The sequence below is a fragment of the Chitinophaga sp. genome (assembly GCF_017745275.1).
GTDB lineage: Bacteria > Bacteroidota > Bacteroidia > Chitinophagales > Chitinophagaceae > Chitinophaga.
Map to the genome: position 1 here is coordinate 877,621 of NZ_JAGHZS010000001.1, position 21,201 is coordinate 898,821.

At 45.3% G+C, this 21,201-nt stretch carries 16 protein-coding genes; 6 read left to right on the forward strand and 10 right to left on the reverse strand.

Features of this window, described 5'->3' with window-relative positions; all coding sequences use genetic code 11:
- Positions 1-107: 107 nt before the first annotated feature.
- On the forward strand, positions 108-3,221 hold the full coding sequence (locus J7623_RS03420) for a SusC/RagA family TonB-linked outer membrane protein (RefSeq protein ID WP_291917161.1): 3,114 nt from the start codon (positions 108-110) through the stop codon (positions 3,219-3,221).
- Positions 3,222-3,247: 26 nt separating this feature from the next.
- Entirely contained in the window at positions 3,248-4,879 is a 1,632-nt protein-coding gene (locus tag J7623_RS03425) for a RagB/SusD family nutrient uptake outer membrane protein (RefSeq protein ID WP_291917164.1), read from the forward strand.
- 256 nt (positions 4,880-5,135) lie between these two features.
- Here J7623_RS03425 and J7623_RS03430 read toward each other — a convergent pair whose 3' ends face one another.
- From J7623_RS03430 to J7623_RS03440, 3 genes are all read right to left on the reverse strand, one after another.
- The gene (locus tag J7623_RS03430; RefSeq protein WP_291917165.1) at positions 5,136-5,948 is read right to left on the reverse strand and encodes an alpha/beta hydrolase family protein; all 813 of its coding nucleotides are present in this window, start codon (positions 5,946-5,948) and stop codon (positions 5,136-5,138) included.
- An 80-nt stretch (positions 5,949-6,028) separates the two neighbouring features.
- Positions 6,029-8,347, reverse strand: a complete 2,319-nt coding sequence (locus J7623_RS03435; protein WP_291917166.1) for a M1 family metallopeptidase — start codon at positions 8,345-8,347, stop codon at positions 6,029-6,031.
- Between the two features lie 7 nt (positions 8,348-8,354).
- On the reverse strand, positions 8,355-8,936 hold the full coding sequence (locus J7623_RS03440; protein WP_291917168.1) for a HupE/UreJ family protein: 582 nt from the start codon (positions 8,934-8,936) through the stop codon (positions 8,355-8,357).
- Positions 8,937-9,044: 108 nt separating this feature from the next.
- Here J7623_RS03440 and J7623_RS03445 point away from each other — a divergent pair, with 108 nt between their 5' ends.
- The 4 genes from J7623_RS03445 to J7623_RS03460 all read left to right on the forward strand — a co-directional run bounded on the left by J7623_RS03445 (position 9,045) and on the right by J7623_RS03460 (position 10,777).
- Complete coding sequence (locus J7623_RS03445; protein WP_291917169.1) at positions 9,045-9,494, forward strand: DUF6702 family protein; 450 nt, start codon at positions 9,045-9,047, stop codon at positions 9,492-9,494.
- A 99-nt stretch (positions 9,495-9,593) separates the two neighbouring features.
- A complete protein-coding gene (locus J7623_RS03450; protein WP_291917170.1) occupies positions 9,594-9,887 on the forward strand; it encodes a type II toxin-antitoxin system HigB family toxin in 294 nt (97 codons plus the stop codon).
- Between the two features lie 54 nt (positions 9,888-9,941).
- Entirely contained in the window at positions 9,942-10,322 is a 381-nt protein-coding gene (locus J7623_RS03455; RefSeq protein ID WP_291917172.1) for a transcriptional regulator, read from the forward strand.
- 14 nt (positions 10,323-10,336) lie between these two features.
- Positions 10,337-10,777: a GNAT family N-acetyltransferase gene (locus tag J7623_RS03460; RefSeq protein WP_291917174.1), complete on the forward strand. Its 441-nt coding sequence runs from the start codon at positions 10,337-10,339 to the stop codon at positions 10,775-10,777.
- Positions 10,778-10,784: 7 nt separating this feature from the next.
- Here the strand turns inward: J7623_RS03460 and J7623_RS03465 are convergent, their stop codons facing one another.
- The 7 genes from J7623_RS03465 to J7623_RS03495 all read right to left on the reverse strand — a co-directional run bounded on the left by J7623_RS03465 (position 10,785) and on the right by J7623_RS03495 (position 21,181).
- Complete coding sequence (locus tag J7623_RS03465; protein WP_291917176.1) at positions 10,785-12,077, reverse strand: AMP-binding protein; 1,293 nt, start codon at positions 12,075-12,077, stop codon at positions 10,785-10,787.
- A gap of 113 nt (positions 12,078-12,190) precedes the next feature.
- Entirely contained in the window at positions 12,191-12,568 is a 378-nt protein-coding gene (acpS, locus tag J7623_RS03470; protein WP_291917179.1) for a holo-ACP synthase, read from the reverse strand.
- Complete coding sequence (locus tag J7623_RS03475; RefSeq protein ID WP_291917180.1) at positions 12,568-14,253, reverse strand: C45 family peptidase; 1,686 nt, start codon at positions 14,251-14,253, stop codon at positions 12,568-12,570. The genes acpS and J7623_RS03475 overlap by 1 nt, the downstream gene beginning before the upstream one ends.
- Before the next feature lie 2 nt (positions 14,254-14,255).
- Positions 14,256-15,773, reverse strand: a complete 1,518-nt coding sequence (locus J7623_RS03480; protein WP_291917182.1) for an NAD(P)/FAD-dependent oxidoreductase — start codon at positions 15,771-15,773, stop codon at positions 14,256-14,258.
- Positions 15,760-19,635, reverse strand: a complete 3,876-nt coding sequence (locus J7623_RS03485; RefSeq protein WP_291917185.1) for a trifunctional MMPL family transporter/lysophospholipid acyltransferase/class I SAM-dependent methyltransferase — start codon at positions 19,633-19,635, stop codon at positions 15,760-15,762. The genes J7623_RS03480 and J7623_RS03485 overlap by 14 nt, the downstream gene beginning before the upstream one ends.
- Positions 19,628-20,821, reverse strand: a complete 1,194-nt coding sequence (locus tag J7623_RS03490) for a DUF2062 domain-containing protein (protein ID WP_291917187.1) — start codon at positions 20,819-20,821, stop codon at positions 19,628-19,630. Before J7623_RS03490 ends, J7623_RS03485 begins: the two co-directional genes overlap by 8 nt.
- On the reverse strand, positions 20,822-21,181 hold the full coding sequence (locus J7623_RS03495) for a 3-hydroxyacyl-ACP dehydratase (RefSeq protein ID WP_291917189.1): 360 nt from the start codon (positions 21,179-21,181) through the stop codon (positions 20,822-20,824). It lies immediately after the preceding gene.
- Positions 21,182-21,201: the final 20 nt, after the last annotated feature.

The window sequence follows — 21,201 nt, forward strand, 5'->3', positions numbered from 1 at the left end:
CGCCATGCTAAGGGCTCCGTATTTTCTAAACTAATGCACGTCATCGAATAATGGTCAGTTTAAATCAATTATACAAATCCCATTTATTAACCAAAAAAAAGGCAAGTATGAAAAAAAACCTACGCCTTATGAAAGTGTGTGCTATGACCGGTCTGGCGCTCACTTCCATATTAGCAGACAGCGCATATGTGAAGGCAGCCGGCAATGCGTGGTCGCCCGCATCTTCATTTCGTAGCGCTTATCAGGAAAAGGAAATCAGCGGTACTGTAAGAGATGCCAAAGGTACCCCTCTTCCTGGTGTTTCCGTACAAATAAAAGGAACCACGAAAGGAACCCAAACAAATAACCAGGGTGTATACCAGATAGCCGCCAAATCCGGCGATGTACTGGTATTCAGCTCTATCGGATTTGAGCCCACAGAATCACCAGTAGGTAGCAGTACTACCCTGAACATTAAGCTCAACGATAATGTAAAAGGTTTGAATGAGTTGGTAGTAACCGCACTTGGTGTTAAGAAAGCGGCCAAATCACTCACTTATGCCACCCAACGCATCGGTAATGAAGAAATCAGTACCGTTAAAGATGCAAACGTAATGAACTCCCTCAATGGTAAAGCACCTGGTATCACTATCAGCAAAAGCAGCTCCGGTGTTGGTGGTTCCGTAAAAGTAACTTTACGCGGTAGCAAATCAGCACAAAGCTCCAACCAACCGTTGTATGTAATAGATGGTATTCCAATGACCAACTATAGTACACAACAACCAAACAATACCTGGGGTGGTAATGGTGATATTGACTATGCTCCTGGTCGTGATGGTGGTGATGGTATCTCTAACCTGAACCCTGACGACATTGAAAGTATGTCTGTATTAAAAGGTGCCTCTGCAGCGGCTTTGTATGGTAGCCAGGCAGCTAATGGTGTGATCCTGATCACTACCAAAAAAGGTAAAGCAGGTTTGTCTAAAGTTGATTTCTCCAGTGGTCTTACCCTGGACAAAGTGGCTTACACACCTAAGTTTCAAAACTCCTATGGTCCTACCTCAGACGGTGCATTGCAAAGCTGGGGACCGGCCATTAACAGTGCACATGATAATACCAAAGACTTCTTCCGCACTGGTAATACCTGGATCAATTCCATCAACTTCTCCGGTGGTAATGAAAGAGCACAAACTTTCATCTCCTATGCCAATACTTCTGCAGAAGGTGTAATGCCTGGCAATGACCTGAAACGTCACAACTTTACGTTCAGAGAAACCGGTAAATTCCTGAACGATAAGTTAACATTGGACGGAAATGTGAATATCGTTACACAAAAGTTAGACAATGGTCCGGTATCAGGTTTGTACTTCAACCCGCTGACAGGTTTATACCTGTTTCCAAGAGGGGTGGATATCACACCTTACAAAAACAACTATACCTTGTTTGATAAAACCCGTCAGTTAGATTTGCAGAACTGGCCATACCTGGAAGATCTGCAACAAAATCCATGGTGGATCGTCAACAAAAATCCGCTCTTCTCTACCCGTAACAGAACACTGGCCAGCATCACAGGAAAATATGATATCAACGACTGGCTGTATGTACAGGCGCGTGGTAACATGGACCGTACCAACGACACCTATGATGCCAACATCTATGCAGGTACTCAGGGTACATTGGCTGGCCCTAACGGCCGTTATATCATGAACAATCAGACAACCACACAAATGTATGGTGACCTGATCGTAAACATGAACAAGTCTTTCGGCCTGTTTAAATTGAATGCCCTCCTGGGAACCAGCATCAACGATATCAAAACCAGGGGTACTTCCGGCGACTCTTTTGCCGGCGATCTGTATGTGGCTAACTTCTTCGTGCTGCAAAACATGAAGCCAGGTGGCCAGATCAATACACTGCCGGAAAATCACGAACAATTGCAGGCAGTATTTGGTAACGTAAACCTGTCTTTCAAAGACCTGGTATTCCTGGACTTCTCTGGTCGTAACGACTGGTCTTCCAAGCTGTCATTTACGCCGAATGTGTCTTACTTCTACCCTTCCGTAGGTGCTTCCGTGATGGTACATCAGTTACTGAACTTACCAGAACCGGTTAGCTATGGTAAAGTGCGTTTCTCATATGCTGACGTAGGTAACTCTGTACCGGTGTATGTAACGCATCCTGTAACCCGTTTAGGTACTGTAGGTGGAACATTCTCCTTCAACAACGTAACTCCTTTCTATGACCTGAAACCAGAAAGAACGAAATCACTGGAAATAGGTACAGAATGGCGTTTCCTGCAGAACAGATTAAGCTTTGACTTCACCTACTATAAAACAAATACCCGGAACCAATATTTCCGTATCGCAGTACCACCTGGAACCGGTTACGCTTTCCGCTTCATCAACGCGGGTAATATCCAGAACTCAGGTGTGGAAATTATGTTAGGTTATAATGTCATTAAAACTAAAACATTCAGCTGGAATACCACCCTCAACTACTCTCAGAACACCAATAAAATCATAGAACTGGCACCAAACATTGATCAGTTCGTACTTACCCAGGTAGGCACCAACAGCTTTGGTTCAAACCTCGTAAAAGGTGGCTCTTACGGTGATATTTTCGGTAAAAAACTGGTACGCGACGAACAGGGACGTATCGTGATTGGCGCAGATGGCAAGCCCCAGGTAACTGCCAACGAATTCATTGGTAACCCCAATCCAAAATGGCAGGGTGGATGGAGCAACAACCTGACTTACAAAAATTTCGCACTGAACTTCCTGGTAGACGGCAAATTTGGTGGTAAAGTAATGTCGCTGACACAAGCGATGCTGGACAAATACGGTGTATCTGCTGCCACCGGTGATGCACGTAAAAACGGCGGCGTAGTAATTAACGGCTATAACCCAACTACCAAAGAAACAGTATCTAAAATTGATGCAGCTACCTGGTATGGTACTGTTGCAGGACGTGACGGTGCAAGTGGTGAATACCTGTATGATGCTACCGTAGTAAGACTGCGTGAAGCTTCCCTGGCTTACACTATTCCATCCAGCACACTGGGACATGGCTTTGTGAAAAGTATCCGTGTGAGCCTGATCGGCAGAAACCTCTGGTACATTAGCAAGAAAGCGCCATACGATCCTGAAATCACCATGTCTACCGGTAACGGTCTTTCTGGTGTTGACGTATTCAGTTTGCCTGCTACCCGCAGCTACGGCCTTAGCCTGAATGTTGGATTCTAATGATGTTCACCTTTAAATCAAAGCAGATGAAAAAGATCAGATTCAAATTATATTCCCCGTTGGCTGCTGTGCTTTTAGCGGCTGGCATCATGGGCATGAGTGCCTGTACCAAAAACTTTAAAGAATTCAATACAGATAAAACCGGGTTAAGTGATGATGATCTGAAAGCAGACTTTAACTTCATCGGAGGTTATTTTCCGCAGATTCAGTCTTCCATTTATTTCAACTTCGGTAATACCACCGGTGATTACCAGCTACAACAAAATCTGAACGCAGATGGTTATTCCGGCTACCTGATGCCTCCGCACGATTTCGTAGGCAACCAGAATAACCTGTCGTACGCCATGATCAGCGGCTGGAATAACTCTACTTTCAACCTGGCCTATAACAACGTAATGGGTCCCATCAATGAAATCAAACGCAGAGGCGGACAAGTCATTGCCCCTGATTTCTGGGCCATTGCGCTGATCCTGAAAGTAGAAGCTATGCACCGGGTAACTGACGTATACGGACCAATTCCTTACAGCAGCTACGGTAGTGGTGGTACTACTTCTTCTTATGACTCACAGGCAGATATTTACGATCGCTTCTTCAAAGAACTGGATACCGCTAATACTACGCTGCAGGCGTTCGTAAAAGCGAATCCCAGCTTAACACCATTTGCCAAATTTGACATGGTGTATGGCGGCGACTACAAAGAGTGGATTAAATTCTGTAACTCCTTACGGTTACGTTTAGCCATACGTATAGCCAGAGTGGATAAGATTCGTGCAAAAGCAGAAGGTGAGAAAGCCCTGGATCCCAATAACGGTGGTTTAATGGAAAACAACAACGATAACGTACAGGTATCCGGATTTGGTTTAAGACACCCATTATACACTATCATCACTTCCTGGACAGACTGTTCAATGAACGCTTCTATGGAATCGTTCCTGGTAGGTTATAATGATCCCCGCCTGCCAAAATACTTTGATCATGCTTCAGGTTTTCCGGGCAAGTACAAAGGTATCCGTACAGGTGCCGCTGTTAAGCCTAAACCGGATTACCTCGCCTTTTCTGTTCCGGCAGTGGCAGAAACCAAAACGTTCACTAACTACACGCCTATACAGCTGATGGTGTGCTCAGAAGTTTTCTTCCTGCGTGCAGAAGCAGCTTTGAGAGGATGGGCCAATGCAGGTGGTAGCGTACAACAACTGTATGAAAAAGGTATCACCGCTTCTTTAAGCCAGTGGAAAGCAGATCCGATTGCTGTTGCCAATTATATCAATGATAACACCAGCAAACCGATTGACTACGTAGATCCGCTGAATGCAGCCAACAATATTGCTGCTATGACCGACCTGACCATTAAATGGAACGAGGCAGATAATTTCCAGAGGAAGTTGGAACGCATCATCACACAGAAATGGATCTCCGGTTTCCCTGAAGGACAGGAAGCCTGGTCAGAATTCCGCAGAACAGGTTATCCCAAACTGTTCCCTGTAGTGAATAACTACAGCAATGGTGAAGTGGATACCAAAATACAGATCAGAAGGCTGCCATTCCCTGCTGATGAGTATACTTCCAACAAGGCAGAAGTAGAGAAAGCTATTCAGCTGCTGTCAAAAAAGAAAGACTCTCCTGGAACACCGCTGTGGTGGGATGTTGCAGAGCCTTGATCTGATTAAAACTTCTTATTTTGAATCGCGTGCATAAAAAAGGCCGGTCCTGTTGAGGACCGGCATTATATAACAACCGCGCGTTTCATGAACATATTTTCTTTTTAGCATTCAATCAACATAGGTCACATTCAAATTTATAGCCGTTAGTATTCCTGCTGACGGACTTTTTTAAAGAGAACAAATATTTAATTTTTCATAGGAATTGGACAACGTACATGGCCGGTCTTTTTAAGGACCGGCTTTCTTTTTTTAGCTATTGAAAGAAGTGATGAAAGTACAGGAGCTGGTATCTTATCGAATTGCTCCAATAAGGCCAGTCGTGCTGCCCCGGACGCTCCGTATAGTCGTGATCGATACCCAGCACTAATAACTTTTTATGCAGCTCCCGGTTTACGTCAATAAAGAAATCTTTCACCCCGCAATCGATGATCAGCGATAAAGTACCCGGCTTCAGCTTTTCCACCTGTTTAATTACCGTATAGTCGGTCCAGTTAGCCCCGTCAGGCCCCGGAGGACCCAGGCGCTTCGCGATATCCCAGTTTTTAGGAAACGGGCGAATATCCACGCCACCGCTGATGCTGCCGGCAGCACCAAATACATCCGGGTGGCGGGTAGCCAGGTATAAAGCGCCATGGCCCCCCATGCTTAAGCCGGTAATAGCGCGGTGGGCTGGCTCCGGCAATGTCTGGTAGTGTTGGTCTATGTAGGCAGGAATTTCTTTAGCCACATAAGTTTCAAAGCGCATAGTGCTATCTATGGGGCTATCGAAATACCAGCTGGAAGAGGTCCCATCAGGACATACAATCATCAGTTGATAAGCATCTGCCAGCTCTTTTATGGCGGGAACTTTCGTTACCCAGTTGGTAAAATCGCCGCTGGCGCCATGCAGCAGGTATACTACCGGGTAGCGTTGGGTACCACTTTTATAGGAATCTGGAGTAATCACCACGCATTTATAGGCGCGTTTCATTTTCTGGCTGAAAATAGCCAGGGTATCCACGTTGGCGGCGCTGGCAGTTTGCGCCACACCTATCAGCAACAAAAGACGGACTAGTAATTTCATCATGCAGTCATTTTAATGATATCTGACAAAAAAGGCGGCTATCATTTGGTATGATAGCCGCCACAAAATATAAAATAGCTGGTTTATTTTGAATTTGCTCTTTTCATGGGATTGTCACCGGTAGATGCGCCGCGTACCCCTCCTTCTGCTTTAAACAGCTCAAATTTGGACGGAGCCGCTTCTCTTGGCCAGCTGTTATTGCTTTCGTCGATATCGGCTGTTTCACGCAAAGGATCGAGTTTTACGGCTACCACCTGTTTATCTTTGGCAAATACCTTTGTTACCTCATTTTCGTTTTTACGCCAGATATAGGCGGAAATACGCTCTGTTTCCCGGGTACCATCGGCAAATGTCCATTCAATGATCAGGGGCATTACCAGGCCGCCTTTGTTGGAGAAGGTAAGCTGATAGAAATTCTTTTTGCTGTCATACAGCGCTTTTTCTTCGCGGCTGAGGCTATTATAGAAGCTGTTATAGGCAGCTTTATCTTCCTGGCTTACTTCAAACCGGTTCCATTTGCTGTAGAAGTCCTGCAGGCTGGTATCCTGGTCTACTGCGTATTTAACGCCTGCAGCTTTATTTTTCTGCCTGGCTACATGATCCATTCCCTTATCATAAGCTGCCTGCGCTGCTTTTGCTGTTTCCTCCGGGTTACCGTTCATGCGGTACCATTTAACATCATCCAGGGAGATGTCTACCGGTTCAGTACCAAAAAACCATCCGCGCCAAAACCAGTCGAGGTCAACTGCGGAGGCATCTTCCATGGTACGGAAGAAATCTGCCGGCGTAGGATGTTTAAAGGCCCAGCGGCGGGCATATTCGCGGAAAGCGAAGTCGAACAGTTCGCGGCCCATTACCGTTTCCCGGAGAATATTCAATGCAGTAGCCGGTTTTGCGTAAGCATTCGGGCCAAATTGCACAATGTTCTCAGAGTTTGTCATAATCGGCTCCAGCTGATCCTTTGGCATCTTCATATAATCCACGATCTTATGCGCAGGACCACGGCCGGAAGGGAAGTTGCTGTCCCACTCCTGTTCCGCCATAAACTGGCAGAAGGTGTTCAGTCCTTCATCCATCCAGGTCCATTGTCTTTCGTCTGAGTTCACAATCATCGGGAAGAAGTTGTGTCCTACTTCGTGGGTAATTACGCCGATCATACCATTCTTGGTAGCTTCAGAATAGGTACCGTCCTTATCAGCCCGGCCGTAGTTGAAGCAGATCATCGGGTATTCCATACCGTTGGCGGCTTCTACGGAAATTGCTACCGGGTAAGGATACGGGATCGTATGTTTAGAGTAAGATTTAACGGTATGCGCTACCACCTTGGTAGAATAGCGGCGATACAGCGGGTAAGCTTCCGGACCATAGTACGACATTGCCATTACCTTGTTGCCTTCTACATTGGCAGCCATGGCATCCCATACGAGGCGTCGGGAAGATACGAGTGCAAAGTCGCGTACGTTCTGCGCTTCATATATCCAGGTTTTAGTATTGGAAGCCTTGCCCTGCATAGCTTTCTTTGCCTCGTCGAGTGTTACCACTTCCACGGGGTCCTTGCTGTTTTGCGCCTGCTGCCAGCGTTGGTATTGTGCGGCAGTCAATACTTCTTTATAGTTCTGGCATTCGCCGGTAGCACCTACTGTATGATCAGCGGGCACGGTCATGCGTACACGGAAATTGCCGAAAGTGAGGGCAAATTCACCGCGGCCGGTGAACTGTTTGTTTTGCCAGCCCTGGAAATCGGAGTATACGGCGAGGCGTGGATACCACTGGGTAATGGTATACAGGTAGTTTTTATCTTCCGGAAAATATTCATATCCACCACGGCCGCCTACAGTCATACGATCGGAGATGTTGTACCACCAGGATACTTTAAAGCGATATTTTTCGCCCGGCATCAAAGGTTTAGGCAGATCGATGCGCATCATGGTCTGGTTAACCGTGTATGGCAGGGCCTTTCCTTCTGCATCGGTGATTTTCACGATTTTCACGCCCAGGTCTTTGGTGGATGGCAACAGGCTATTCAGCGCAGACAATGTCATTTTATCTGACATGCGGCTTTCGTTGAAACGTTGGTTGTCGCCGTTGGGGTCATGTTCGTTCTCATCGAGTTGCAGCCACAAATAGGTGAGCGGGTCGGGAGAATTGTTGAAGTAAGTAATGGTTTCTGCGCCGGTGAGCTTTTGTGTGGCATCATCAATTTGTGCATCTATTTCATAGTCGGCGCGCTGCTGCCAGTACTTGGGACCGGGAGCGCCGGAGGCGGAGCGGTACATGTTAGGCGTTTGCAGCATGGTGCCCAGCTGTTCGAAACGGTTGCCATGGTTGGAGCCGGGATTATTTTGCGCCTGTGCGTACAAAGTACTGCACAATACCCCGGCGAGGTAAAGATATTTTCTCATAAACAGATTAAAAAAACAGGCTTCTCACGCCTTGTATGACCATTAAAAAAGCGATTCCAAAAGTTGCAGATGAAAGGAACATATTCCAATCACGGCGTTTTAAATGCCGCATTTTCACGATTCCGGTTGATATCAGCAATATGCACATTACAATGATGATCTGCCCAAATTCCAGTCCCAAATTGAATCCCAGGAGGGGCTTTACGATGTTTGCCTGGCTGCCCAGCAAACTTTTCAGATAATTGGAAAATCCTAATCCGTGGATTAATCCAAAAAACAGGGCATAAAAATAGTTGAGTTGCAACTGCTGCGGCTCCTCATCGCGGCGGAGGATATTAGAGATAGCCGTTATACAAATAGTAACCGGTATCAGGAATTCCACCAGCGCCGAAGGGACGCGAATAATATGTAAAACACTCAACGCCAGCGTAATGGAATGTCCAATAGTAAACGCGGTTACCAGTACCAACACTTTTCTCCAATCACGCAGCAGATAGATGGCACTCAATGCAATTATAAACAGAATATGGTCGTAACCTTCCCAATTTATAATATGTTGCCACCCCAACTGAAAATACAACTCGTCCATTGGCCTGCTTTTCTATAATTTTGGTAAGTATAAAGCCTAAAAGTTAATTTTAAAAAAAATTCTAGTCTAGTGGGTTTATTATTATGTAAATGGTGGATAACTTTATGGATGGCTGCACTGCACCCGTTTTATGCCAGTGTAACGGAAATTGCCCATGATACCAATAAAAAGGAGCTGCAGGTAAGTTGCCGCATTTTCGCCGACGACCTGGAAAATACCCTTAAAGCGCAGTATAAAACTTCTTTCGATATTACCCGGCCGGCTAATCGTAAACAGGTAGAAGGATACATCGCGGAATATCTTTCACAACACCTGACCGTTACCCTGGATGGTAAAAATGTTCCCCTGCATTTTATTGGCTATAAAATAGAAGAAGATGCTGTGTGGAGCTTCCTCGAAGCCGAGAATGTACCGGCACCAAAGAAAGTGCAGGTCCGCGATAATTTGTTGTATGAGCGGCATCCAACGCAAACCAATATGGTGCATGTGCTGGTAGGTGGAGAAAGAAAGAGTGCGAAGCTGGATAACCCGAAGGATCTGGCGGTGCTGGGGTTTTAGGATGACACGTGTTAATTCCAATTATTGTAAATTTCATTTTTTGAAATTTTATTTCATTTTTTGAAATTTTCGTTTATCTTTGGATAGTAAACTCATGTCATGGTGATCATTTCGAAAGCTGCAATCAATGAGTTTTCCTATTTACATCCAGATGCTGTTGACCCATTATTGCACTGGTACTATTACAGTAAACTGGCCGAATGGTCAAAGTTCTCTGACGTAAAGGAAAGCTTTAATACTGTTGATTATATTGGTAACGACTTATATGTCTTCGATATCGGTGGAAATAAATATCGACTAATTGCTAGAATTTTTTTTCGTGTCCGAACGGTTTATATACGATTTATAGGCACACATAAAGAGTATGATAAAATAAAGCCTGACTCCCTTTAAAAGATAAGTGTAACCCTGCACATGGATATGTGTGCATACAGAAAAAAAATTATTATGAAAAAGCTACTGCGCCCTTCCATTTCTTCTGAAAAAGAGTATACCACTGCAATGCAGCGTATACATACTTTAATGAAAAAAGGGGAGTCAAACCTAAATGCAACAGAGTTAAAAGAACTTCATCAGCTTTCCATAGCTGCTGAAAAGTTTGAAGATGCCCGTTATCCAATACCCAAGCCTACTACACTTGCAGGAATGATAGAATTGAAAATGTTTGAAATGAAACTCAAACAAAAGGAGATGGCCACTATGTTGGATATAGGAGAAGCAAAATTCTCTCAGATATTGAATGGCAAAAGAGATCCGGATGTAGATTTCCTGAAAAAGATTTATTACAAATTAAAAATTGATGCCGAGTTTATTTTACAACATGTATAAAGTATCACTCTATTATGGAAATCCTCATCAAAAAAGCCACCGAACAAGATTTTCCACAAGTCTATGCCCTCATTAAAGAATTCGCCATCTTTATTAAAACACCGGAAAAAGTGGCCATTACTTTGCCACAGATGCTGAGTGACAAAGACTATTTCCAGTGCTTTGTAGCCATAGACGGTGAAAAAGTGATTGGCTTCGCTACCTGGTTCTTTGCTTATTATTCATGGTCGGGTAAATCAGTATACCTGGACGACCTATATGTGCAACCGGAATACCGCGGAAAAAATATCGGCACCCGTTTAATGGATGCCGTGATTGACATTGCACGGGAAGCCGGATGCAAAAAAGTAAGATGGCAGGTATCCAACTGGAATAAAGATGCCATTGCTTTTTATCAGCACCGTGGTGCACAAATTGATGAAGTGGAAATTAATTGCGATTTACCATTAGTGTGATAGCTGGTTAATTCCTGTTATCCACGAATTTCACAGGTTTCCGGCTGTTTTCCGGGAACTGCATCCGCATAATATCCTGCTGGCTGGTGTATCTCACCTGCGGTATGACACGCAATTTTGCCTGCAGGTATGATTTTATCTTGCGGTCCATTTCCTCCGATTCTTCCTTCGGCCAGAGATGCAGCAAAATTTCGTCCGTGCCAAGTTCATTGGAGAATACTTCTACCACAAATTCTTTCACATCTTCCATATCATTCAACAAATCGAAGAGCGCCGGCGGATAGAGCGTAGTGCCTTTATACTTGATCATTTGTTTTTTACGACCAATTACGGGAGATAAACGAAGCGTATGCCTGCCGCAACTGCAGGTATCGTAATGATACTGGCAGATATCGCCGGTTTTATAACGCAGCAGCGGCATCCCTTCTACACCTAATGTGGTGATGGTCACCTCTCCTTCTTCTCCGGGAGCTACCGGTTCATTGTTGTCGTTCAGCAACTCTACATACAGCAACTCCGGGTGATGATGTCCGCCCTTACCGGCCGAACACTCTGTAAAGGCCGTCTGCATCTCCGTAGAGGCGTAGGTAGAATATAGTTTGATGTTCCACTGTTCTGTAATTTTTTTACCCAGTACATTCAGTGAAAAGTCTGTATTACGGATGTTTTCACCAATACATACCGCTTTCTTTACAGATGTCTGGTTAATATCTATCTGGTGTTCTTTGGCGTAAGCAATCAGCTTTACAATGAAGGAAGGTACACCTACAATGGTAGTGGGTTTAATACGCTGTATGTTTTCCCATTGCATGCTTGGAACACCGGGACCAACACGCAATACGCCTGCACCCAGTTTACGGATACCGTTGTAATAAGCCATGCCCGCCATAAACTGCCGGTCCAGCGTGAGCATCAGTTGGTAAATATCACTGTCGGTGCCATCGGCGCAACAAAAGGAAATGTATTCGTTGTAACTTAAACGTTGCAGGTCTTTTTCTGTTAACGGAATAATCACCGGCCGGCCCAAAGTGCCGGAGGTGGTGGTATACTCCGCTATTTTACTTTTATCTACACAAAGAAATTCCCAGTTATGTTCCTGCAGATCTTCTTTGGTAACAGGCGGGATCAATGAAAATGCTTCCAGCGACTGAACCTTATCTGCGGCAATACCATGCTTTTTAAACCATGATTTATAGAATGGTGAAAATTCGCGCAGATACCCCAACAGGCGCATCACTTCCTTTTCCTGGTATGCCCTGATGGCTGTTTTAGGCTGTAGTTCAATATCCGGGATGAACATATTTTGAGAATTACGAATTACGAATTACGGATTGAGAATTATGACTTACAAATTAGAAATACAAATGTGATAATACCCACAAATCCATAATTCGTAATTTGTAATTCGTAATTCTACCCTTGTAGTATCACCATGGCAACGGCTGCACTTTTTTCATGGGATAAAGACACCCATATTTTTTTGATGCCCATGGAGGCATACCTGTCTGCGCCATTGCCTATTAAAAAAATTTCTGGCTTTCCTGCTGCATCATTGCGTACTTCAATTTCATCGAAATTGATGCCGCCATTTCCCCAGCCGGTGCCAAAAGCCTTTAGCACTGCTTCTTTGGCGGCAAAGCGGGCAGCATAACTTTCCGCAGGATTGGCCTGCTGCTCACAATAACTGATTTCAAAAGGAGTGAACACCAGGTTACGGAATCCATCTCCTTTCGCCAGCTTAGCCGCTATGCGAGGCACTTCCACGATGTCTGTTCCGATGCCGATGATCATTAGCTTTTCAATTTATTATTACAAAGTACCAGTTGCTTACGAATATGATCTTCTTCTCCTTTGGTAGCAATTACCTTGGTGAGCGCTGTTTCATAATATTTCTTCGCCGCAACATATGCTTTGCGTTTGTATTCATAATCGCCCGCCAGCACGTAGGTATGGTAATACTGCGGATTAGCGGCTACCAACGCGTTGATATCTACCGTTTGTCCTTCGTGGATCTGATCCCTCAGCTTACGATACGTATTAAATGCAAGATAATCTTTTGACAGCAGGAAGCTATCGGCAGGAATATTCAATGCACTATCATATACTTCATGATCAGTGGTAAGACCGTGCATGCTGAAAATTTTGTTGAGATCGTAGGCCACATACTGACCGAGTTGCCACGGTGCTGTAGACACCCATACCAGGCCCTTCTTCGGCTCAAATACAATGGAGTGATGTGCAATCAGCTGATTGATGGCCTTCTCATTGCCCATACCAATATCCGCATTGTGCAAACCACCTCTGTCCCGCAGGATCCGTACTGTTTTTTCAACTGTATTCGGTCCCTCTTGTTTCATCAGCTCGGTGAGTCGTTGGTAACGATATTCAGAAGCACTTTCTTTGATCTGCAGTTTGTTGGAAGCCAGGCTACCCAATGAATCGCCCTGGAAATGATTGGTGCAGGTGATAAAATTTTTGCCGGAGGTATACATGTCCATACCTTCCGGCGTTTTTTCAATGAGCACTGCTTTATTATCTTCCGCAGAGCCTATCAGGAAAGACTCTGACACAAACATCTTCCGCTTCTTCGCGATGTCCCAGGCTTCCTGGATATTTTTTGCATACTGTAAAATTTCGCGGGCTACCAGCGATACAGGCGTAGCTGCACCAGTAGGCACAGAGGTTTTAGCTGCATTGATGGTTACCGTCAGGCCTTTATCATTCATACCAGATACAACGCCGGTAAATGCTCCCCAGGTCACAAACATAAATTTGTGGCCTTTCTCCGGGCGATAGAATACCACTATTTTGTCGGCGGCAAACGCATCTCCCATATAAAAATCAAAATTACGGCCTATGATCAGGTTACTGTCGGCCGACTGATCATTCCAGGTGCCAAACGACGTACAACCCACCAGCATCATACCTTGCAGCGCATGACCAATATCGTGTGCCGCGTGGTAATTCATTAAGCGCGCGTAGTTAGTGCCTATATAATCGTAATTCGGAGAAGCAGAAAATGATTCTCCATAGATTTCTTCCTTAAACTCGGCTGGTACATGATCCGCCAAATCACGGTTAAACCAGCCAATAAAATATTTGAGGAAATGCAGGTAAAAAGTAGAAGGCACCATTTTACTGAACTGTGCCACAAACACATCCTCCTGCCGGCGTATCAGCTCACCGGAGAGCTTTCCGTTAATCACTCCTCTTTCGAAAGGTGCACCTTCCACATACATTTCGTACAACCCGCTGTTACTTTTGCGGAACCAGTTGTTACCTAATGTATAAGCGGTGCTGTCGAGCTGCGTACGTTGCAATTGCAAGGCGCGCTGATCGGCAATCACCGGTGGCTTCATTTTGCTCACCTGTACCAGGTAAATAGCCAGCCCGATAAAGAGCAGTAAGAAGATGCCAACAATATATAAGAGTACGCGTCCAAGTTTTCTCCAGCCGCTTCGTTTCTTTGTTTTCACTGTTATGAATGTATTGACTGATTAATTTCATCTACCAGGAAGTCCATCCCCAGCAATTCCGCCGAGGTGATAACGCTGCTGATAGTTACCCCTAAAATTCCGTGCAAGTTCAGGTTTTGACCGGTAAGATACAAATTGGATAGCTTGGTACGGGCCGAAACCATGGTCCGTAGCGGATCTGCACAATCTTTTGCGATGCCGTACATGCTGCCGTCGCTGGTACCGATGTAATCGCGGTAAGACAACGGGGTAGCTACGTAATACGACTGCACGCATTGGCGGAATCCAGGAAATTGCTTTTCCACACAATCTATCAACTGGTTGGCTTTGAGGTCCTTAAAGGCCTCATAGTCCGCGCCCCGGCTACCTGGTGTTAATACCGTATTGAAGGTATGTTGCCAGGGAGCCATTTCTTCATAACGCATATAGGTCATCACCGACAGGCAATCCGCATACGTTTCATGCCGCGAACTGGCAGATACGTACATGGCGTACGTTTGCGGCCAGGCATCGGCTTGATAGTCAATACCAGCCCAGGCATTATCGGTAGCATGATAGTAATGATTATAATTCAGGTATTTGAAGGTGCCCGGCTTCAACACTACATTCAGCACAAAGGCGCCCACAGAGTTTTCCAGGGTTTGTACCCGGTTGCGGTAGGCGCTACGCAGCGCATCACTATGAGTAATGGCCATGGTTTGCGCGGGATGCAGGTTGGAAATGTAATGAGTAGCCTGTGCAATGGACCCATCCTGTAATACAATATGGTCCACTTTATCACCTATGCCCTGGATAGCGGTAACCGCCATATTGCGGATAATATCGCCACCATGTTCGCGGATTTGCCGGCACAGCAGTTTACCGATCTGTGAGCCGCCGTCCACACACTTCCAGGAGCTTTTCATATAGCTGTTTAACACCAACGCATGTACGTAGAAAGGTGTTTTTTCGGCCACACCGGCGTATAACAGGTTATTGCCAGCCAGCACCTGTTGCAGTTTTTCGTTAGTCGTGATGCTGCGCAGATAATCAGCCGTATTGAGGTGCAATACGCTGCGTTTCTCCTCATAGTCGCCGGTACGTAAGTTATAAAGCGGAAACTTGCTGCATACTTCGGTGATCTTATCACAATAAGCACGTAATGCAGCCTCTTCTCCCGGAAAATCTTCCAACAGGGTCTGGATAAAGTTCTCCTCTCCCTGTGCCAGGCGATATACTTTATCATCGCCGGCGAAGCTGATATGATCGAAACCGTTCATATCCATGCGTTTCAGCCTGAGCTTATCGTAGATGCCGAGGTATTGAAATACTTTATATAAATTTTCTCCCGGTGCCAGGCCGCCGATATAGTGCACACCTGAATCGAAGATGACTTTTTCCCGTGAATAAGTCTGTAAACAACCGCCGGTTTGCCGGTTTTTTTCGTAAATGCCTACACGATACCCGTTGCGGCTGAGAATAGCGCCACATACAAGGCCGCCGAGGCCACTGCCTATAATGATGACATCATAGTTGTGCATAGTTTTCCTGGGGAAGTTTTTTTATAACAAATATTACATTGGATGTGTACCGGGTATTGTCTATTTCCTCCGCTACCGCACCATATTTGTTAACCAGGCTACGCACATGTGCAGCTGAGAAAAACGACAATTGCTTATTCTTCGTTTTATTAAACCCAATTACCTTTGTAGACATAAACTCTGTAAACTTAGTCCCATCGTGTCTCTTAGACAGATCACTATCTCCATCGCGTACAATAATCACTCCGCCTGGCATCAGTTTATGAATACATTGCTGCAGCAATGTTTCCTGTTCTTCCGTCGACAAATAGTGCAGCATATCACTCAAAATGAAGGCATCATATAGTTCAAAAGGGGTGTCTGCAATATCACCATGTATGAATTGCAACTGCTCCGGTTTGTTATAGCAGTAACCAGCAGTGGTTATTTTATCTTCGTCATAATCGATTCCGGTGATCTGTCTGCCAGGCGCCGCCCAGGTGAGCATATAGTCCATAAAGCCGTATCCACAGCCGATGTCCAGTATACGCCCTTCTTTTGGCAACAGTTGATGAAATAACTCATAACTGCCTTCCATCCGTGTTTTGATACGCATGTACCACTCCAGCACCGGGCCTTTATAAATGAAGTTATACTTCAACTGCTCCTGGAAATACCTGGGTACTTCTGTTTCCGCGCGTAATAGCTCATACTGCTGCTTAAAGTAGCGGCTGATAGATTTCGTACGTGCACTGTAGTTATCCCCCCAGGAAGCATCACCTGGTGTAATACGTGGCAGGTATTTCACCGTTACAGTCCCATCTTTCAACAGGAAGTCGCCTTTACTCATCGTATAGGCGGTACCGTGAATAACCAGTGGTAATATATCCAGTCCAAGTTGCTCTGCAATATAGAAGGCACCTTTATGAAAACGCTTGATAGCAGGGTCCGGAGAACGGGTGCCTTCCGGGTATACTACAATCGAATAGCCTTGCTTCACACGTTCTCTTAATTTCTCAATTGCTCCTTCTGCCCCTTCTGCCACCGGGTAGTAATCCGCCAGGCGCACCACTGCGCCGAAAACCGGCGACCGCCATACCCATTGGTTAGTGAGTAAAATCACCTTCGGATGCAGCATGGTAGAAACAAGGATATCCAGGAAAGACTGATGATTACTGATAATCACTGCCGGCTTTGCCAGTTTTTCGTTGGTGGGGTTGATGATGCGCTTCTTCACATTCCCCATAATATACAATACACTATGGGTATAGGCAGAAAGAATGCGATGATATAACACCTTGCCTTTTTCTTTGTTAAAAGGATTCAAACGAATCAGCAGCGTACCGATGACCGTTAACAGTAAACAGCCAATAGTAAAGTAAGTAAACGAAAATACCGAGAGCGTCCAGCCTTTAAACGTCCATGGGGCATAGCCTTTACGCACGCGATTGGTGATCAGCCAGTTAAAGAGGAATGGAATCACTACCTGCGAAATCAATACCACCGTGCCTATGCCTATAATAGAGATCAAGGCAATGGATTTCAGCGAAGGATGCTGTGCAAATATCAGTACGCCCAATCCCAGCATAGTGGTAATGGCCGACAGGAAAATAGACGACTTGAAGGAAGAAAGGGTTTTCTTGCCGGTTTTATATTCCTGCAACAGCCCGTCCATCATAAAAATGCTGTAGTCATCTCCCAAACCAAAAATAAAAGTGGAAAGGATAATGTTTACGATGTTAAACTTAATGCCAAACAGTCCCATGATACCCAGTATCCAGATCCAGCTGATGGCCATCGGGATAAAGGTGATCAGCGCCAGTTCAATACGGCCGTACGACAATAACAGGGCTGTAAATACGAGCAGGGAAGTCATCCAGGCGATGCTGTTGAATTCGTCTTTAATCACTTCCACCAGCCGGTTAGCAGCGTATTGTTTATCCAGCACCGTAGTACCGGGCAAATTTTCCAGTGCATTGTATACGGCCTGTTTATGCGCCGGATCTACCTTTAACAGGGTTACCAGGGAAGTAGTATTATTTTTTTGAATGATAAAGTCGCCGAGATTTCCGCTGCGCAATATTTTCAGCGCATCAGGCGATAAAGGCTGATAAGCGGTATTCAGCATATTTTCGAAAGGATTAAAGGCGGCATTGCTGAAGCCAAGCCCGGTTCCTTCGTTACGCAGGTATTGCAGCAGTTGTTGCTTTTTTTCTGCGGTCCAGTATTTATTCCAGCGGTCAATCCGTGCCTGCTGCTCTTTATTGGATAACAGTAACGCCTGTACGCCGGCATATTTTTTCACAATACCTTTTGCCTGTAAATCTGCTATTACCGGCATCAGTTGCTCCCCTCTTTCCAGCGCCCCTTCCAGGTTTTGCCCATCAGATACCACATACACAGATTGGGCGATATAGGAATTAACTGCATTCAGCCGGGCTTCCGCTGCTTTCAACTGCGGGGTCATATAGTTCATCCGCATCATATCGCTTTCAAAGGATACGTTGCGGGCGGTATAAAAGAATACGATAGTGAGGATAAAAATGCCGCCTACCAGGTATTTATTTTTCTCTGGCCGGTAATCGGATAACTTGTCGAGCCAGTTTTCTTTATGCGTATATACTTTACGTGGTTTGTGCCCGATAACGATCCAATGAGGCAGAAATACCAGGGAAAACAGGGCAGCACCTACCAGGCTCAGGGCAGCAAACAAGCCCACATCCTTAAGCATGGGAGAATGCACAAACTGCAGGCAGAGGAAACCTCCTACTGTAGTAAAGCTACCGAGTGTCATAGGCATGGCCAGATCGTTAATCACTTCGCGGATATCTTCTGAATGGCGGAAGTGATTAAACACGTGCAGCGAGTAATTCACGGCAATACCTAATACCACCGCACCTGCACCCATGGCCATTACAGAGATATGTCCCTTTAGTACGTATATCCATGCCAGTGAAAAAAGGCCACCGAATACTACCGGCAACATTACCAGTACGGGGGAGCGTTTTTTCCTGAAAAACAGCGCTATCAATACAATCAGCAATACGATGGTAATGCCTTGTGTCAGGAAAGTATCCTGCCGGAGTTGTGTAGCGTTACCTACAGAAACGGCAGTACCTCCAAAATAAGAGGCGGTTACACCTGGATAATGCCGGTCTATGCTATCTTTCAGCTTATCCAGTCCCTGCAGGAATTGCGCATTGATTTTCGTAGCTCCCGGCGGATTTGCCGGGGTGATAAAAATCAACACATGCTTGTGATCTTTGGTGATCACATAGTTATCATACAATTCAAACTGATCATCGTACTGCAGGTGCTGTAATTTCCTGACACCTATCCAGGAGATCCCAACAGGATCGGCTTGTATCATTTTCTTCAGTACCAGTCCTGCGGGCGATATCAGGGTATTATAATCGTATTGTAACGACTTTTGCAATTGGGCTGTTTCCAGCAGGCTATCTACCTTCTTGTAATCTTTTTCTTCCAGGAAGATGGGTAAATGTTGTTGTATCACCTGCATCAATCCCATCACCATGGAATCTTCTGCCTGAGATTGAATACCCCGGATATAAGGTGCCAGTTGGGCGCCGGCAGTAGAAGCCAGGTCCGCCGCATAGGCAGTTAAACTATCTGGCTGTGCTTCTTTTGTAGTATCTTTTTGGGAGATGGTAACAATGAGTTTGTCCGCAAAACGCGAGTCCTGGAACACCTGTTGCAGCTTGTCCAGTTTCTTATCTTGTGGTAAAATTTTTGTGATATCCTCCTCCAGCTTTATTTGCGCGGCAAAGTACCCTACCAGCAGAAAGCTGGCAATGGTACAAGTCCACAGCCAGCCTTTGTGCTTTTCAAAAAAGTTATATATCGCTACAAAAAAGCTACCCATTTTTTTTCTCTTTTCTAAATATTGTCAACATCCCCCAACTCACCCCCCATACTACTATACCGGCTACTATTGCCAGGGTGACAGCCCCTAACACATACTGCAACATATTTTCTTTGATGGTATCGAAATTAAAACCGTCTTTAAAGATGAGGTCACCGGCAGTTTGTCCTATCCATACCTTACCAGCCAGGAAGCTGGCAAAGAGTACAAACGGTGTAAGTGGCGGCGTACTGATATGTGCAGAAAGCAATACCAGCGCCTTATTTAATTTTAGTTTGATAGATACCAGTATCGCTACCAGCAATTGAAATCCCCAGATAGGCACAATGCCCATAAATACGCCAAAACCAATAGCAATAGCTTTGCGCATGTTCGACTCATCTGATCTCAGTACTTCTTCTTTCCACATCTTTTTCCAGTTCTCTTTCTTCAGCAAAAAGCGGACAAAATCGCGGGGCTTGATATAGAGGAAGGTCACGAGTACTAATACCGTGTTTAATATGCTGATGCGGATAAAATCCGGTACCGGGCGGAAATGTGATACCCTTTCTTCCGGTGGTGGGTAATATACCTTTACAGGTGTCCAGTCTACCTTCACCCCTTTCCATGCGCTACGTACCAGTACTTCTATTTCAAATTCATATTTGGTACAGAAGTAATGCAGGTTGCCCATCTTGCGCAGGGGATACAGGCGATAACCGGATTGGGTATCAGGCCCCTTAAGGCCGGTGGTAACGGTGAACCAGAAATTCGATATTTTATTGGCAGATGTATTTTTCCCCGGCATATTTTCCTGGTGCAGGTTACGGGCACCGATGATGAGCGCACCGGGGCGTTCATCAATCTGTTGCAGCATGTTCGGCAGGTCGGTAGCAAAATGCTGCCCGTCTGCGTCCATGGTGATTACGTAATCATACCCCTGTTGCATTGCATAGGCAAATCCACGGCGAAGGGCGATGCCTTTACCACGGTTAGGGCTATACGATACTAACTGCAGGGAAGGAAACTGTTCCAGCACAGCGAGGGTTTCATCGGTGGCGCCATCATTTACTACAATGACATGGTCTGTATAGGAGAGAGCGTCCTTTAGTACGGCACCAAGTGTGCCGGCGTTATTGTACGTAGGGATTAACACCGCAGCGCGGTGACGTTCAAAGTGTGCGTTATGTGTAGGTTGTGTGGTCACTTAGTTAAATATACCCTGGAACTTCATAAATGTTTTATCTTCCCGCTTTAAGGTAGCGTTCACTTTCCAACCGGTTTCTTCTGCTTTATAGTTAACAGTAACATCTACCAGCGGCTCTTTCCCAGGATCTATCATCTGCAAAAATTTCATTTGTGTGGCTTTCTTCAGCATTACTTTTTGCTTCACGGCACCTTCCAGTACTTCCGTAATGGTTTGCATCATACACACACCTGGTACTACCGGTTGTTCAGGAAAATGTCCCTGAAAAACAGGATGGGCCGCATTCAGTTCAATGGTAACGGTTACCTGTCCGGGTTCTTCGTGGTGCGTTGTTACTGTATAAAAATTACCTGCTAACATGCTGTGCTTATATTGATTTG

Excerpts from the sequence above, each read along its gene's own strand:
- J7623_RS03420 (WP_291917161.1), top strand. The coding sequence starts at position 108 with ATGAAAAAAAACCTACGCCTTATGAAAGTGTGTGCTATGACCGGTCTG.
- J7623_RS03425 (WP_291917164.1), top strand. The coding sequence starts at position 3,248 with ATGAAAAAGATCAGATTCAAATTATATTCCCCGTTGGCTGCTGTGCTT.
- J7623_RS03430 (WP_291917165.1), bottom strand. The coding sequence starts at position 5,948 with ATGATGAAATTACTAGTCCGTCTTTTGTTGCTGATAGGTGTGGCGCAA.
- J7623_RS03435 (WP_291917166.1), bottom strand. The coding sequence starts at position 8,347 with ATGAGAAAATATCTTTACCTCGCCGGGGTATTGTGCAGTACTTTGTAC.
- J7623_RS03440 (WP_291917168.1), bottom strand. The coding sequence starts at position 8,936 with ATGGACGAGTTGTATTTTCAGTTGGGGTGGCAACATATTATAAATTGG.
- J7623_RS03445 (WP_291917169.1), top strand. The coding sequence starts at position 9,045 with ATGGCTGCACTGCACCCGTTTTATGCCAGTGTAACGGAAATTGCCCAT.
- J7623_RS03450 (WP_291917170.1), top strand. The coding sequence starts at position 9,594 with ATGGTGATCATTTCGAAAGCTGCAATCAATGAGTTTTCCTATTTACAT.
- J7623_RS03455 (WP_291917172.1), top strand. The coding sequence starts at position 9,942 with ATGAAAAAGCTACTGCGCCCTTCCATTTCTTCTGAAAAAGAGTATACC.
- J7623_RS03460 (WP_291917174.1), top strand. The coding sequence starts at position 10,337 with ATGGAAATCCTCATCAAAAAAGCCACCGAACAAGATTTTCCACAAGTC.
- J7623_RS03465 (WP_291917176.1), bottom strand. The coding sequence starts at position 12,077 with ATGTTCATCCCGGATATTGAACTACAGCCTAAAACAGCCATCAGGGCA.
- acpS (WP_291917179.1), bottom strand. The coding sequence starts at position 12,568 with ATGATCATCGGCATCGGAACAGACATCGTGGAAGTGCCTCGCATAGCG.
- J7623_RS03480 (WP_291917182.1), bottom strand. The coding sequence starts at position 15,773 with ATGCACAACTATGATGTCATCATTATAGGCAGTGGCCTCGGCGGCCTT.
- J7623_RS03485 (WP_291917185.1), bottom strand. The coding sequence starts at position 19,635 with ATGGGTAGCTTTTTTGTAGCGATATATAACTTTTTTGAAAAGCACAAA.
- J7623_RS03495 (WP_291917189.1), bottom strand. The coding sequence starts at position 21,181 with ATGTTAGCAGGTAATTTTTATACAGTAACAACGCACCACGAAGAACCC.